This is a genomic window from Xanthomonas translucens pv. undulosa, from assembly GCF_017301775.1.
Taxonomy (GTDB): Bacteria; Pseudomonadota; Gammaproteobacteria; order Xanthomonadales; family Xanthomonadaceae; genus Xanthomonas_A; species Xanthomonas_A translucens.
Genome location: NZ_CP063993.1, coordinates 2488561 through 2503716, shown reverse-complemented (window position 1 = coordinate 2503716; position 15156 = coordinate 2488561). Strand labels below are relative to the sequence as shown.

Below are 15156 nucleotides of genomic sequence, written 5' to 3'. Positions count from 1 at the left end.
ACTCAAGGCGGACGGTATGCGAGGCAGACGAATCCTGCAAAAAACGCTTGCCCTGCCGATCGGCCGACATTGGCGCATCGCCAGTCAAGGCAGGCGTATCGCACCAGCTCTGGAAGCGCCGATCGCGCCACCATTTGAACTAGGCCGCATCGGCAAGCGCATTCATCGGATTGGGCTACAGCCGCGGCGACGTCCGTAAAAGCCATTGCTTGAGGAGCGCGTTCCTGCGCGATGCGTTCGGCAGTCGCAGCGCGGCATCGACGGTGGGATCGCCACAGGCCTTTCGCCGGTGTCTGCAAGCTTTGACGCGCCAGCACAGTGCGCCGTGGCCGATGCCGCGCGAAAGAACACGCCGGCTCATGAGCACCTCCACCCAATGCGCGTTCCGTCAATGGTGTTCCATTTCGTGGCCGGACCTGCCCCATTCGCCCCTTGGCATCCATGCGATGAACACCAAGGTTCGCCAGGCATGTGATCTGGTTGCTTGTCCGGTTTCATGACGCGGTGTTGAGAAATGACTACATTAAAAATCCTTCTCGGAAGCTCGTCTGCTCCCCCGTCTCCTGTTAAGGAGGCGCCGCAGGCAGCCAGTGACGACGGCGCTGGACCGAGCGCTCCGGCCGAATCCCTGCCTGCGGCCCTGCTCACGGCCCGGCCCAGCCGCACATCGCCCGTGCGCGCCGGCCAGCCGCCTTTGTACGTGCGCACCCAGTCCACGCCCGGCGGCCGACGCGCACGCGTGTGCGCCGGCAGCCCCGACACGCAGCAGGTTGCGCTTGCGATGGATGAGTGGATGGAGCGTCGTCCGCCTGTCCAAGGCGAATCCAGCCTGGGCAACGGCGGCATGCTGCTGCGTTATGCCGCCGATCCGCAGAAACCTTCGGCGCCACGCAACGAAGCGTTTTTCATGTCGCATCCTGGCCTGCTGGTCGCCGCGCTGACGGTGGATCCGCAGCTCGAGGCGCAGGCCGGCGGGCCGCCGAGCGCCGAGCGCGTCGCCGCCCAGCTCGCGGCGCCGCCGATCGGCATGCTGACCGACATCTGGCAGGACGCGGACGGCAGCGCCTTCATCGAACGCGCCGGCCATCTGCACCTGGCCGGCGCGGATGGCCGCTGGACGCCTCTGCGTGCGTTAGTCATGCGCAATGCGCCGACGCTGCAAATGATCGGCCGGCAAGCCGACGGCGCCGTTTACGTGCACGACGGCCGGCAGCTATGGCGCGCGCACGCGACAATGGCATCGGCGGCGCCGATTGCGCAGATCCCTCCTGGCAGCGTGGTCCGCGTCGATGCCAATGGCGCGGCGCAGGAGTTGCACGATGGCTGTCTGACATCGCATGCCACGAACACGCCCAGTCGCACAGTGGAACTGTGGCGACCCAGGGCCGCAGGCCCAGGATTCGAACCCAGCCCGGCGATGCCGGTCGATCTGCTGCCGCTGCCCGGTGGGATCGGTGACGAGGCGCTGATCCTGGATGACAAGGGGCGTGTCTACCACGCCGATCTGAGCGGTAGCGGTTCCATCCAGGCACAGCGGCTGGAGTTGCCCAAAGGCAGGCAGCACCAGGACGGTTGGGTGGTCACCCGCATGGGGCTGGCCGCCGACGACACCGTGCATTTGTTGCTGGAAAACGAACAAGGGCGCCGTGCGGTGCTGCAGCGCCCGCCAGGGCAGGACGTCTTCTCCCCGGCGTACCTGCTCGACCAGCCGATGCTGCTGATCCGCGCCGACGGTCTGCACGCGCCGGCGGACAGCGAGGTGAGCGAGCCGGTCCTGCTCGATGGCCACGCGCGCCTGGGCCATATCGATGGCGTTCTGCACTATCAGGCTGCGCCCGGGCAACCGTGGACGCGGCCGACCGGGGACGGCGGCGCACCGTTGACCGACTTGGATGTCCTGCAGACCAGTCCCTTCGGTTTCATAGACCGGCGTTCGGCCTTTGCACTGCTGAAAGGGAAACGGCAACTGGTCGAACTGAAACTGAACGGGCGCACCACTTGGTTGCCCGCACATCCCGCACCCAGCACGCCCTCCGGCGGACCACTGGCGGTCGTTCCCGATCGCGTGCATGTCGACACGCTGCATCTGGCGGACTTCGATGAGCCGGTGCAGCAGCTGGCGGTGGACATCGACCAGACATTGGCGGTCCTGTCCGAAAACAATACCTTGCATCTCATTCCGCCGGGACAGCCCGCGCTTGAACTGAAAGGGCTGCAGCTTCCGATGGCGATCGCGATCGGACTGGATGGCCACCTGCACGTGCTCGACCACGTCGACGGTGTCGGCCCACAGCTGAAGCGGCATGTGGCCGATCACACTTGGCACGAAGTGGCGTTGATCCTGCCATCGGAAGAGCCGCCGACATCGCTGCGCAGCACGCGAACCGGGCAGCTACAGCTGCGCATCGGCGAGCGCTGGCATGCACTGCTGCCGTCGATGACGGCCGCCGACGGCACCCGCCAGGCGTCGCGCGTGGCGCCCGAACCGGCGCCGGAGGAACCCGCCGCCGACGGCACCCAGTCCGGGACCAACGCCATCTTGAATGCACGGCAGCCCACCCGCATCAGCACACGGCATCACGATGCCGCCGTGACCAGCACCTTGCTGGGTACCACCTCCAGCGATCCGCTGACCGCGCGCTCCACCGTGCGCGTGTTTGCCGACACGGCCAAGGCGCAGGCCAGCAGCATGGCCAGAATGCTGGGCGATGCCGCCGTGGCCACCGGTCGCGCCACGGCGCGGTCGGTGGGTATCGCGCTGCCGCGAACCGCCCAGCAGGTGCGCCTGAGCCGGTTTCGTGGAGATGCCCAGCAGGTGACCAACCGTGCGACCGAACTGTTCGAGCAACTGCCGGACTTGGCAGAGGCGCGCATCGCCGCCGCGGTGGGGCCGGTGCAGCCGGAACACTGCGCATTCTCGCCAGCGCAGCGCGATCAGCTGCTGCGCATGCGCGAGGCCGAACTCGGCACCTTGCTGCGCGAGCTGCGCAAGATCGGCATCCGCGAGCGCGTGATTGCGCCCGACTTCTCCGCGTTGAAGGACCGCAGTGCAGCAGCGACGGCGTCCAACGCCAGCTATCGCCTCGCCGAACGCTGGCGCAGCGCGCGGACCGCCGTCTCCACCACGGCCAAGCGTGCCGGCTTGCGCCACAGCGACGACCTGCTGCCGGCCCTGGATCGCAGCCTGGCGGCACTGGCGGCGGTGGCGGCGGACCAGCCCGAGACGCTGTCCGCGCATGAGGCCGAACTCTTGCTCAAAGTGCGCGAGATCAGCGGCCAGTTGAAGGCCGCCGGTGTCTGCCTACCGGCGATTCAACCGGACCCGGCCACCGGCACCGGCGGGGCACGCCACGCGCTGCGTAGCGCTTGCTTACTCGGCAGCCTGGTCGAGTACGACGCGCTGTTGCGCACCGATACCGTGCCGTCGCTGCAGCAAGCCGAGGAGCGACAGAAGGCGTCCGCGCTGCGCAGCCTGTCCAAGCTAGGCCTGTCGTCCTGGCAGGAACTGGAAGCCTTCGACGATGTCGTAGCCACGTTCCGCGAACAAATTGCTACGCCGGGCACGGCGCGCCGGCTGCAATTGCTGAAGAGCCTGGGATTGCCAGCCGATGCGGCTCCTGACGAGATGGCCTCGCGCATGACCGACCTGCTGCAGGATCTGTTCAACCGCAGCACCTTCTTCTCCGTCGCTTCGAAAGCGGCGGAGTTGCGCGGCGCATTGGGGTATCCGATCTGGGCCCAGATCAATCCGATCAACGTAGGCGCCGGCGGCGAAGCCATCCATGCCTTGGGGGTCGAACGCATCGGCGATTCGAAGGACGGCGACGCTGGACTGGTCGCATTCTTCGTTCGCCACGCCAAAGGCAACCTCTCCGCTACCTCCAGCGTCAAGATCAAACTCGATCCCTTGCTGGTGAGCCTGCCGCTGTACGAAAACAAAGCATCGGGAACAAAGTCGTCGCTCGGCTGGGGCAGTTCCGCCAGCCTCAGCCTGGGCGGTGCCTACCAGCATGGCGTGGGCGCGGCAGTCATCCTTTCTCCATCCACGATCCCCGAATTCGCACGGCTGCTGTTCGACCAGCATGACCCGGACACCAGCAAACTGTTGCGCGCTGGCGTGAACGAAGGCGCGATCGGCCTGGACCTGTTCGAGACCAACTTCAACGCCAGCACTGCACTGGGCATGCCGGAAGCGGGCCTCAGTGATAGCCGCCAGTATGGCGCGCAGAAGCCTGCCGCCGATCCCGCGCATCCGCCGGCAACGAGCGCAGCCAATGGGCGCAGTTCCCTCTCCGGGAACCTCTCCACCGGCGCCACTTGGCGAGCGGGCATGCACTGGAGTGAAATGGAGCTGCATCTGGATCACGCCTGGACCGATATCATCGGCCTGGAGTTCCAGGGACGCGCCGATTTCAGCATGGAGGGCAATCTCAGCCTGAGCGCCGGCGGTCAAATTTCCAGCGCGTTCGGTGCCGTCTTCCGTAACCTGATCACTGCTTTAACCAATGTCGGCAGCCTGCAGCTGGGCAGCGTTCGCGTGGCGTGCGGCGATGTACAGCTGCCGCTGGACGCCGCATTGAGTGACGCGCCCGACGGGCCAGTGCTCGGCACTGCCAGCTACAAGCGAACGCTGGATGCCAAAGCGGCAAGTCCGATCACACCTGCCAGTTGGCAGCACATGGCCGACCTTCTGCGCACGACGTTTCCTGAAGGCGCCGCCGAACTGGATTCGCTGGACTATCCCTTACTGCCCAGCGAACGCATCGCCTTTCTCGAACACGTGATAGACCGCGTCCAGGGCGAAGGTGCCCGCACCATCGAAGCGCAAGGAGCGCTGGAGGGCGCGCCGTTGCGACTGCAGAGTGCACAGGCGCGAGCCGCCACGCGCGAGGCGGCCGGTTCGTTGTGGCATTCGCGCTCGGGAATCAAGCGTGCAATCGTGTTGCAGCTGCTGCACGAGCTGCGGCAGGAAGAATCGCTTGCCGCACGCCACCGAGCCCGGCTGATTCCAGGCGCACGCGTGGAACTGAACATGTTCGGGCGGGAATCGCTGGACAAGGTGGTGACCCATGCGCTCGGTCATTCGGGGCTGGGTTCGAAGATGGGCGACCTTGCCGAGGTGCGCCGGCAGATCAACGGCCTGGACGACGTGTTGCGCCGTTTCAAGGATATTCCCTACATCAACCAGGTTCGCTTCGTCTTCGAGATGAGGCCGCAGGCCATGACCGTCATCAACGACGCGCTTGCTGCCAAGGCGCAGGAAGAGGGTACCGACATGCTGGGAATCTCAACCACAGCGTCCGGGATGGACTGGCGCAGCGTACTCGACAAGACCCGCAACGCCCCGGACCTGTACCGCCTCGCCGCGATCGCCGTGCACAATACGGACTCCAACATGGTCGGTCACCAGGTAGGGTTGCCGCTTGTGAACCTGTCCACCAATGCCGGCACCTCACACCAGCTGTTCGAAGCGGAAATCCAGTTCCGTTATGGTCTCTATGACCAGCTGCAGGGCGCCGAAGTGCTGGAAGCGGGCGGTCGCGCGCTGCAGCAACGCTTGCAGCTGGACGGTACCCAGGCGATCGGGCGCCAGGCCATCGCGCGGTCGTCGCAGTTCGGCCCGCCTTCTCCGCGCGGCAAGCGCCCAAGCGATGCAGCATCGAGCACGACATCGCCAGCACGGAGCGACCACTCGCATGCGCAACAACTCGACCCGCAACCGCTGCCGTACTCGCTTCATATGTCGCCTCGGCACGACCGCATTCAAAGCCCCGAGATCGAGCCCTATGGAGATGGCGGCCCGGAGGCGCAGGCCGATCGCGAACGCGTCATGGCGGAAATCCACACATGGTCTCCCTCCCCGGACCGAACCAGGCGCTGACCGCTGCAGGCCATGCCTGGCCTGGCGTGGCCTGTGGTCGCTGGCCCGCGGTTCGGCTGCTGCCGGGTGACGTCGCCGCTGGACGCGCCGTCGCCGCGCCCAGCCGATACACGCCGGCCCGGGCCGCCGCGACGGCGCCGACGCCATGAGCACCGGAGCCGCTTCAGCGGACGGCAAGCCCACACCTGTGCGATCGTGATGCGTCTGCGCAGCCAATCGGGCATGGCGGACGTCCATGCGATGCGGCATGCGGCAGACAGCACTGGCGCGCAGGCCCGCGCCCGCTTGCCAAGCCGTGGCGGCCACGACACGCTGAGGACCTCGTCGTCCCTGCCAGGAAGACCCGTGTCGGCCGTGATCGAAACCGCGCGCTTGCGTCTGCGCCTGCTGGAACCCGAGCGCGACGCCGCGGCGACGCTGGCGCTGCTCAACGACCCCGGCTTCCTGGCCCAGATCGGCGACCGCGGCGTGCGCGACGCAGCCCAGGCGCGCAACTACCTCGCTGACGGCACGGTACGCAGCTACACCCAGAACGGCTTCGGCCTGTATGCCCTAGAGCGCCGCGACGATGGCGCCTGGCTCGGCATGGCCGGCCTGGTGCTGCGCCGCACCCTGCCTTGCCCGGACCTGGGCTAGCAGGCTGCTGAAGAACCTCATCCTCGCTAGACTTAGCTGAGCAGATGACGAGTCCATTCGATGCGCGGAAGCGATGAGTTCATGGAGCAGTTGTTTACGGTGAAGCGGCTTGAGGATTTCGTGCCGGCCGATCATCCACTGCGTCCGGTCCGGTTGATGGTCAATGAAGCGTTGGTGCGATTGGACAGCCTGTTCGCCGGCATGTACGCCTCCAGCGCCAAGGGCGGCCGCCCCAGCATCGCACCGGAGAAGTTGCTGCGAGCGATGCTGCTGCAGGTGTTCTATAGCATCCGTTCGGAACGGCAATTGATGGAGCAGGTGCAGTACAACCTGCTGTATCGCTGGTTCATCGGCCTGTCGATGGACGATGCAGTGTGGGTGCCGACGGTGTTCAGCAAGAACCGGGAACGTCTGATCGAACACGATGCGGTGATTGCACTGTTCCATGAAGTGGTGGAGATCGCGGATGGACGCGGCTGGCTGTCGGGCGAGCATTTCAGCGTGGATGGGACGTTGATCCAGGCCTGGGCCGGGCACAAGAGCTTCAAGCGCAAGGACGGCGATGACGAGGACGGCGACGATTTCCGTGGACAGTCCCGCAGCAATGACACGCACGTTTCCACCAGCGATGCGGATGCGCGGCTGTATCGTAAGGGCAATACGGCCAGCGAACTGCGCTACATCGGGCATACGCTGAGCGACAACCGCCATGGGTTGATCGCCAATGCACGGGCGACGCGAGCGGATGGTTACGCCGAACGCGAAGCGGCCAAGGCGATGATCGCCGATGCCCGGCAGGCGGCAGCGCCGGAGGCGGTGCTGACCCTGGGAGCGGACAAAGGATATGACGCGGCCGAGTTCATCCAGGTGCTGGAGGAGCTGAAGGTCGTGCCTCACGTGGCACAAAATACCTCGGGTCGGCGTTCGGCGGTGGCAGATGCGGTGGCGGCCAGCGAGGGGTATGCGATCTCCCAGCGCAAGCGCAAGTTGATCGAGCAGGGATTTGGCTGGGCCAAGGCAGTGGGCCGTATCCGGCAGGCGATGGTGCGTGGTCTGGAGAAGGTGGACCAGATGTTCGTGCTGAACATGGCGGCCTACAACCTCGTGCGAATGCGCACGCTGGGACAGTTGCGCCTGCCAACCGGGGCAAGGGCATGAATCGGGGTATACGCGGCGCTTGGATGCGGTATTGCTGGGGGAAAGGTGCTCTTTCGGGCTAACCTGCCGGATCAGCAGCGGTCACAGGAATCGGAAACGCTCCGGTCAGCGGTAGATGGGCTTTGGTTTTTCAGCAGCCTGCTAGGCGCTGTTGCAGCCGTCCCAAGGCCATGGCGTTGCAGGCGAGGCCGCACGCGCTGTCCTGGCGTACGCGCGAGACACCCTGGCGCTGACGCGCCTGCGCGCGATCGTGGTGCCGGACAACGCGCGCTCGATCCGGCTGCTGCAGGCGCTCGGCTTCGCCGCGCAAGGCCGCATGCGGGTCGCGGCCGATGCGCATGAGGTCGCGCTGTACGCACGCGACCTGTCCGCCTCGAACGAACGACCGGGGGCGTGAGCCATGGACGCTCTGGAATCGCTGCAGTTGCTGGCGCGCTACAACCAGTGTATGAACGAGCGGCTGTATGCCGCCGCGGCGACCCTGCCGGAGCAGGCGGTCGCGCAGCCGCGCGGTGCGTTCTTCGGCTCGTTACTGGGCACACTCAACCACCTGGTGGTGGCCGACACGATCTGGCTGCAGCGCTTCGCCAAGCACCCGACGCAGTATCCGGCATTGAGCGCAATCGCCGCCGCTCCGATTCCCGCCGCGCTGGATGCACTGCAGGCCACGACCCTGGCTGCGCTATTGACCCAGCGCCAGACGCTGGACGCCACCATCGCCACCTGGATGACGCAGGTGAGCGCCGCGGACCTGGACATCACGCTGCACTACCGCAACACCCGCGGCGACGCCCATCGTCGGCGCTTCGGCGATGTGCTGCTGCATTTCTTCAATCACCAGACCCACCACCGCGGCCAGGCCACCACCCTGCTCAGCCAGGCCGGCGCGGAAGTGGGCGCGACCGATCTGCTGATGTTGATTGCGCAGATGGAAGTCGAATGAGGATCGATGCTGCCGGCGGCGCGACAGCAATACGCGCTAACGATGGTGGGAGACAGCAAGATCCGCGCGCCCAGCGTCCCCGAGCGGTTGGCAGAAAACTCGCCGCATCGGCTTCGGCGAGTCGATGCGCGCGGCCATGATGCAGAAGCCCAAGACACGCTAGCGACGACGCCAGCCCCCTGCTGCAGCCGCCTCCTGCGTCACGAAGGCGCTACGCCGTACCGCTCTGCGCCTGCAATCCGGCAACGATCTCGCGCAGCTCCGCCACCTCGGCCTCCAGCGCCTGCACCCGCGCTTCCAGCTCGTCGTTGCCGGACGCCGCCGGGCGCGCCTTGAACGACGCCGCCAGCGCCTCCGCATCGATCGGCCCGCCGAGCAGGTGCATGTAGCGTTCCTCGCGCTGGCCGCTGGCGCGCGGCAACTGCACCGCCAACTGCCGCTGCGCCAGACGCTCCAGCTGGTGCCGCACGTCCTCGGCATCGGCGAACCGCGCCATGCGCTCGGCCCGCGCCAGCAGCTCGTTCGCCGTCTGCGGACCGCGCAGCAACAGCAACCCGATCAGGATCACCTGCTGCTGGGTCAGATCCAGCGCCGCCGCCAGGCGATGCTCGTAGCGCACCGCGCGCGAAGAGAACTGCTGGCGCGCAAGCCCATACCCTTCCAACTGGCGCAGCGCATGCTGCACATCGCCCGGACTCAGCGACAGCACCGGCTCGCGCGAAGTCTTCTGGTTGGCCGCCACCACCGTCGCATTGACCGTGAGCGGATACGCATCCGGCGTGGTGGCCTCTTTTTCGATCAGGCAACCGAGCGCGCGGGCCTCGACGGCGGAGAGAACGGGAGGCGGCGGCGCATCGGTCGTCATCATGGGATACCAGAGCGGCAGGGGTGGCTAGGATAGCCCGGCATGCGGCAACAGCTGGGATTTTCCTGTCACCCTTCCATGCAGGCATGGTTTGCAACACCACCTTGCCGTCAAATTGCAGCGCCCTGCCTGGCAGATGCCGTGACGGTCGCTGCCTCCCATCCTCTTGCCTGAAGCCATGCCCGGTTCATGCCGCGCGGCATAGATTCGCCCACGTCGCAAGCCGCCATAGCCGCAAGGAGTGCCTCCCATGTCTTTCGCCGGGTTGCGAGCCAGCCTCGCCATCGCTGTCCTCGCGCTTTCTCCATGCGCACCGGCTGCCGCAATGCAGCGCCTTTGGCCGACTGAGCAGCAATGGCGTCAACTCGGGACCGACAGCGACGCGGCTACCGTGCAACTGCGCCTGGCCGACGCGGCACTGCACGATACCGCGCACCCCATCGCCGTGCTCAGCACCGCCGGCCGACTGAAAGGCGACCCCGCCAAGGCAGACACCGAAACGAGCCTGGGCGACATGCGCAAGATCCAGGCACTGGCCGTGGCCTATGCCCTGACCGGCGAGGGGCGCTCTGCGACCAAGGCCGGCGACTATCTCAGCCGATGGGCCGCAGTGAACCAGCCTAGCGGTGAACCCATCGACGAGACCGGCCTGGAGCCGGCGATCTTTGCCTACCGTATCGTCCGGAACGAACTCCCCACCGGCATCCGCCACGACATCGACGACTGGATGCGGCGCATCGCGCACGCCGAGATCGCATCGCGCGATCCCAAGCGCAAGACCGCCACCAACAACTGGCACAGCCATCGCCTGAAGAGTGTCGGCCTGATCGGCATCGCGCTGGACGACGACGCATTGATCGCCTATGCCAGGGATGGATTCAAGCAACAGATCGGCGACAACCTGCGACCGGACGGCCGCAGCATCGACTTCATCGAGCGCGATGCGCTGTCCTACCATGTCTATGACCTGCGGCCCCTGGTGACGCTCGCCTTGGCCTTCTCCGAGCGTGGCGAAGACCTGTATCACTGGCAAGCGCGCAACGGCGCATCGCTCGCGCATAGCGTGCAATGGCTGCTGCCCTACCTCCGCGGCGACAAGCCCCATGCCGAATTCGTCGGCAGCGACGTCGCCTTCGACAAAGCACGCTCGCGCAACGGCGAAGCGGGCCATGTGATCGGCAGCACCTACGCCCCGCGCGACGCATTGCCGCTACTGTCGCTGACGGCGGCCTATGACCCCGACAGCGCCCGCTTGGCGATGCAGCTTGGTGGCAGCACGGCGGATCTGCGCCTGGCTTTGAGCTTGCTGCCGACGCGGCCGCTGTCGAGCGCCAGGTAGAGAGGTTGGCTGATCGCGGTACTATTGAACGTTGCCGCGCTATTGCCTGCCTTGAAGCGCTTCCTTGTTTCCAGCGTGTCGCTGCTGTCCACCGTGGTCAGCGTGGTGCTGTTGAGGTCGTGGCCGGCGACCACGGCCAGGCCCTTGCCCGCGTCGAGCTTGGCCGCGACCAGGTTGACGTCGTTGCCGGCGCTGAGGATTAGGTTGCCGCCGGCGCTCAGGGCCTGCTGGTCGATGTCATGGGTGGTGGTCGTGGTGGTGACCTGGATCTTGCCCTGGCGCAGGTGGCCGGTGACGGTGGGGGCAGGTCACATGCTCAACGCGGTGCCAGCGGCAACGCTGACCATGCTGCTACCCGAACCACCTGCCACCGACACGCCGCTGCTCTTGTATTCGGACTCATTCTTCAAGTCCTCGCCACCCTACAGAGAATGGACGATCGTCGAACCAACGCTCAGCCCCATACTCACAGCCGAAGAGGTGGCCGCTGCAGACTCTGCCGATCTTGCCCGCGCGTCACGCGCGCCCAGGCACCCACGCACACCGCAACAGTGCACCGCCGGGTACGGCCATTACCCTGCCAGCAATCAGCACGTACCCATGCTGCGCCTGCGTGGCCGCTGGCTGGAACAGCTGGGCTTCGCCATCGGTTGCACGCTGCGCATCACCGTGCGCGACCACGAACTGGAAGTAACCGTGGCCGACGAGGATTGAATCGCCAGCCTTAACGCGAGTGCTAGCAGGCTGCTGAAATACCAAAGCCCATCTACCGCTGACCGGAGCGTTTCCGATTCCTGTGACCGCTGCTGATCCGGCAGGTTAGCCCGAAAGAGCACCTTTCCCCCAGCAATACCGCATCCAAGCGCCGCGTATACCCCGATTCATGCCCTTGCCCCGGTTGGCAGGCGCAACTGTCCCAGCGTGCGCATTCGCACGAGGTTGTAGGCCGCCATGTTCAGCACGAACATCTGGTCCACCTTCTCCAGACCACGCACCATCGCCTGCCGGATACGGCCCACTGCCTTGGCCCAGCCAAATCCCTGCTCGATCAACTTGCGCTTGCGCTGGGAGATCGCATACCCCTCGCTGGCCGCCACCGCATCTGCCACCGCCGAACGCCGACCCGAGGTATTTTGTGCCACGTGAGGCACGACCTTCAGCTCCTCCAGCACCTGGATGAACTCGGCCGCGTCATATCCTTTGTCCGCTCCCAGGGTCAGCACCGCCTCCGGCGCTGCCGCCTGCCGGGCATCGGCGATCATCGCCTTGGCCGCTTCGCGTTCGGCGTAACCATCCGCTCGCGTCGCCCGTGCATTGGCGATCAACCCATGGCGGTTGTCGCTCAGCGTATGCCCGATGTAGCGCAGTTCGCTGGCCGTATTGCCCTTACGATACAGCCGCGCATCCGCATCGCTGGTGGAAACGTGCGTGTCATTGCTGCGGGACTGTCCACGGAAATCGTCGCCGTCCTCGTCATCGCCGTCCTTGCGCTTGAAGCTCTTGTGCCCGGCCCAGGCCTGGACAACGTCCTATCCACGCTGAAATGCTCGCCCGACAGCCAGCCGCGTCCATCCGCGATCTCCACCACTTCATGGAACAGTGCAATCACCGCATCTTGTTCGATCAGACGTTCCCGGTTCTTGCTGAACACCGTCGGCACCCACACCGCATCGTCCATCGACAGGCCGATGAACCAGCGATACAGCAGGTTGTACTGCACCTGCTCCATCAATTGCCGTTCCGAACGGATGCTGTAGAACACCTGCAGCAGCATCGCTCGCAGCAACTTCTCCGGTGCGATGCTGGGGCGGCCGCACTTGGCGCTGGAGGCGTACATGCCGGCGAACAGGCTGTCCAATCGCACCAACGCTTCATTGACCATCAACCGGACCGGACGCAGTGGATGATCGGCCGGCACGAAATCCTCAAGCCGCTTCACCGTAACAACTGCTCCATGAACTCATCGCTTCCGCGCATCGAATGGACTCGTCATCTGCTCAGCTAAGTCTAGCGAGGATGAGGTTCTTCAGCAGCCTGCTAGGCGGCCAATGACCGTCTGCAACTCCACTTGGCGGTGAAGAGGCAAGGTCAGCTCGCCTGGGGTCTCTTCACAACCATTGATGTTGTGATAAAGAGTTAAGTCTGTCCAGCTAAAAAATCGTTATGCCATTATTTTCTAGTTGTGAAAATATAAATTCAATTCCCTCCAATATATTCTCCACATCTTTTCTTAAAGAAATATTCCGCATCTGAATTATATTTAGTACGAATGTATATTGTTTATCACCCCTCTCTCCATCAATTTTTATAATAAAAAATCCTTTGTATTTCAAGGAAATTGATTTCATCACCAAAAGGAAGTCATCAATGGCCAACTCTTCAATTGGCAGCAACCCTAGATACTCAGCATATTTATTGGCACGCTCACGATCAGAAATCATTTCAAGCCTCTTAATGCTTTCGCAATGTCTTCAACTTTCGTCAATTCACCAGTAGCCACCCTGTCAACCACACTCCATATGATTTCCTTAGGAGGACCGTCGACCCCGTTTCTGGCAATCAATTGTTCCGTAACTTCAACAGCAGTTCTTTTATTTCCATTGTCAAATAGGTGTCCGCCAGCAATATCTCTAATTATAGATCCTGTTTTGTTATAAAATCCATCATAATTGGAGGAATTTGCTAAAACTGTATCAATCTCACGAAAAGATGTTGAACCACCAAAAGATGCGTTTATGGATTCAATCTCATTCGCTTTTATACCAACCTTGAATCTTCCAGAACTAGACGTCGCTGCTGTTTTAAGTGCAGTTTTTTCGGTTACCTCTTCAATAACCTGCGCAGCCTTCTTCTCCGCAGCGCCGCTGAGACTATGCCCCCCCATAGCATCACCAGCAACAATATCTATTGCACCAATCCCCACCCCGTTGCACGCAACTGGATTGCTGAGACACGCAGTGATCACAATGGGAGTCGCTACCACCACCGCAGCTCCACCACCAAGCACAATTCCTGTAGCCGGGACTGCAAGCACACCCCGACCAGACGACCCTATCTGCGTTCCCGCAAACGTCAGCAATTCCGCGCTGTAGTCCGACTGCAACGTGTCCTTGCGAACGCCCGACTGATAAAGGCTGTTGTAAACGGCAAGGAAATTCGACGCCCCCCCACCTTTGAGTAGCAGTCAGATTTGGAGTCCAATTCCCTAACCCAAGGAGATTGGACGTGAAGAAGCGTTTTTCCGAAGAACAGATCATTGGCTTCCTGCGCGAGGCCGAAGCTGGCATGGCGATCAAGGACCTCTGCCGCCGCCATGGTTTCAGCGAGGCCTCGTACTACCTGTGGCGTAGCAAGTTCGGTGGGATGAGCGTGCCCGATGCCAAGCGGCTCAAAGATCTGGAGGCGGAGAACGCCCGCCTGAAGAAGTTGCTGGCCGAGCAGTTGTTCGAGAACGACTTGATCAAGGATGCGCTGCGAAAAAAGTGGTGAGCGCACCGGCGCGTCGTGCGCTGGTGCGCGAGTGGATCGGACGTGGCGCCAGCGAGCGTCGCGCTCTGGCAATGATCGGTATGAGTGCCAGTGCACTGCGCTATGTCCCGCGCGATGACCGCAATGTCGACCTGCGCCAGCGGATCCTGGCGCTGGCGCATCGGCACAAGCGGTATGGCGTCGGAATGATCTACCTGAAACTGCGGCAGGAAGGGCATGTCGTGAACTACAAGCGGGTGGAGCGGCTGTATCAGGAACAGCAGTTGCAGGTCAGGCGCCGCAAGCGCAAGAAGGTGCCGGTGGGCGAACGCCAGCCGCTGCTGCGGCCAGCACGAGCCAACCAGGTATGGTCGATGGACTTCGTGTTCGACCGCACTGCCGATGGGCGGGTGATCAAATCGCTGGTGATCGTGGACGACGCCACACATGAAGCGGTCGCGATCGAGGTGGAACGTGCGATCTGCGGCCATGGTGTCAGCCGCGTCCTGGACCGCCTGGCGATCAGTCGCGGCCTGCCGCAGGTGATCCGTACCGACAACGGCAAGGAGTTCTGCGGCAAGACGATGGTGAGCTGGGCGCACGGGCGTGGCGTGCAGCTTCGACTGATCCAGCCTGGCAAGCCGAACCAGAACGCCTACGTGGAGTCGTTCAATGGCCGCCTGCGCGATGAGTGCCTCAACGAACATTGGTTCCCGACGCTGCTGCACGCGCGCACCGAGATCGAACGTTGGCGCCGGGAATACAACGAGGAGCGTCCAAAGAAGGCCATCGACGGCATGACACCCGCCGACTACGCCAAACACCTGGCCAACACCGATATCATCAACCCCGGACTCTAAACCCCG

10 protein-coding genes and 3 pseudogenes are annotated in these 15156 nt (G+C 63.9%); 8 read left to right on the top strand and 5 right to left on the bottom strand.

Annotation, left to right across the window (positions count from 1 at the left end):
• Nucleotides 1-700: 700 nt before the first annotated feature.
• The 5 genes and pseudogenes from ISN38_RS10545 (at nt 701) to ISN38_RS10525 (ending at nt 8618) form a co-directional block, all read left to right on the top strand.
• Nucleotides 701-5881 carry a transducer protein car gene (locus ISN38_RS10545; protein ID WP_241754004.1) on the top strand — a complete coding sequence of 1727 codons (5181 nt, stop codon included), beginning with the start codon at nt 701-703 and terminating at the stop codon, nt 5879-5881.
• 345 nt (nt 5882-6226) lie between these two features.
• Nucleotides 6227-6514: pseudogene (locus ISN38_RS10540) on the top strand (GNAT family N-acetyltransferase); the annotation flags it as partial.
• Between the two features lie 63 nt (nt 6515-6577).
• Nucleotides 6578-7675, top strand: coding sequence for an IS5 family transposase (locus ISN38_RS10535; protein WP_149507771.1), 1098 nt, complete (start codon nt 6578-6580; stop codon nt 7673-7675).
• Nucleotides 7676-7826: 151 nt separating this feature from the next.
• Complete coding sequence (locus ISN38_RS10530) at nt 7827-8072, top strand: GNAT family N-acetyltransferase (RefSeq protein ID WP_003469813.1); 246 nt, start codon at nt 7827-7829, stop codon at nt 8070-8072.
• A gap of 3 nt (nt 8073-8075) precedes the next feature.
• Nucleotides 8076-8618, top strand: coding sequence for a DinB family protein (locus tag ISN38_RS10525; protein ID WP_003469817.1), 543 nt, complete (start codon nt 8076-8078; stop codon nt 8616-8618).
• Nucleotides 8619-8829: 211 nt separating this feature from the next.
• Here the strand turns inward: ISN38_RS10525 and ISN38_RS10520 are convergent, their stop codons facing one another.
• Nucleotides 8830-9483 (bottom strand): YceH family protein, encoded by a 654-nt coding sequence (locus tag ISN38_RS10520; protein WP_003469819.1) that lies wholly within the window; start codon nt 9481-9483, stop codon nt 8830-8832.
• 250 nt (nt 9484-9733) lie between these two features.
• Here ISN38_RS10520 and ISN38_RS10515 point away from each other — a divergent pair, with 250 nt between their 5' ends.
• A complete protein-coding gene (locus tag ISN38_RS10515; RefSeq protein ID WP_141696021.1) occupies nt 9734-10822 on the top strand; it encodes an alginate lyase family protein in 1089 nt (362 codons plus the stop codon).
• A 46-nt stretch (nt 10823-10868) separates the two neighbouring features.
• Here ISN38_RS10515 and ISN38_RS20840 read toward each other — a convergent pair.
• A pseudogene (locus ISN38_RS20840) lies at nt 10869-11103 on the bottom strand (hemagglutinin repeat-containing protein); the annotation flags it as partial.
• Here ISN38_RS20840 and ISN38_RS10505 point away from each other — a divergent pair.
• Nucleotides 11057-11536, top strand: coding sequence for a SymE family type I addiction module toxin (locus tag ISN38_RS10505; protein ID WP_316248855.1), 480 nt, complete (start codon nt 11057-11059; stop codon nt 11534-11536). The pseudogene ISN38_RS20840 and the gene ISN38_RS10505 overlap by 47 nt on opposite strands.
• A gap of 167 nt (nt 11537-11703) precedes the next feature.
• On the opposite strand, the pseudogene ISN38_RS10500 reads toward ISN38_RS10505, so the two are convergent.
• From ISN38_RS10500 to ISN38_RS10490, 3 genes and pseudogenes are all read right to left on the bottom strand, one after another.
• A pseudogene (locus ISN38_RS10500) lies at nt 11704-12799 on the bottom strand (IS5 family transposase).
• Between the two features lie 173 nt (nt 12800-12972).
• On the bottom strand, nt 12973-13263 hold the full coding sequence (locus ISN38_RS10495) for a hypothetical protein (protein WP_141696134.1): 291 nt from the start codon (nt 13261-13263) through the stop codon (nt 12973-12975).
• Entirely contained in the window at nt 13260-13856 is a 597-nt protein-coding gene (locus ISN38_RS10490) for a hypothetical protein (protein ID WP_206711795.1), read from the bottom strand. Before ISN38_RS10490 ends, ISN38_RS10495 begins: the two co-directional genes overlap by 4 nt.
• A gap of 251 nt (nt 13857-14107) precedes the next feature.
• On the opposite strand from ISN38_RS10490, the gene ISN38_RS10485 reads away from it, so the two are divergent.
• Nucleotides 14108-15150 (top strand): IS3 family transposase gene (locus ISN38_RS10485; RefSeq protein WP_399507465.1). Its coding sequence is split into 2 segments (ribosomal slippage): nt 14108-14305 and nt 14308-15150, totalling 1041 coding nucleotides; the frame shifts between segments, so codons are not numbered across the junction.
• Nucleotides 15151-15156 lie beyond the last annotated feature (6 nt).

What these genes read in the sequence shown, in the direction of transcription:
- ISN38_RS10525 (WP_003469817.1), top strand. Translation starts at nt 8,076, where the DNA reads ATGGACGCTCTGGAATCGCTGCAGTTGCTGGCGCGCTACAACCAGTGT.
- ISN38_RS10515 (WP_141696021.1), top strand. Translation starts at nt 9,734, where the DNA reads ATGTCTTTCGCCGGGTTGCGAGCCAGCCTCGCCATCGCTGTCCTCGCG.
- ISN38_RS10505 (WP_316248855.1), top strand. Translation starts at nt 11,057, where the DNA reads ATGTCATGGGTGGTGGTCGTGGTGGTGACCTGGATCTTGCCCTGGCGC.
- ISN38_RS10520 (WP_003469819.1), bottom strand. Translation starts at nt 9,483, where the DNA reads ATGACGACCGATGCGCCGCCGCCTCCCGTTCTCTCCGCCGTCGAGGCC.
- ISN38_RS10535 (WP_149507771.1), top strand. Translation starts at nt 6,578, where the DNA reads ATGCGCGGAAGCGATGAGTTCATGGAGCAGTTGTTTACGGTGAAGCGG.
- ISN38_RS10495 (WP_141696134.1), bottom strand. Translation starts at nt 13,263, where the DNA reads ATGATTTCTGATCGTGAGCGTGCCAATAAATATGCTGAGTATCTAGGG.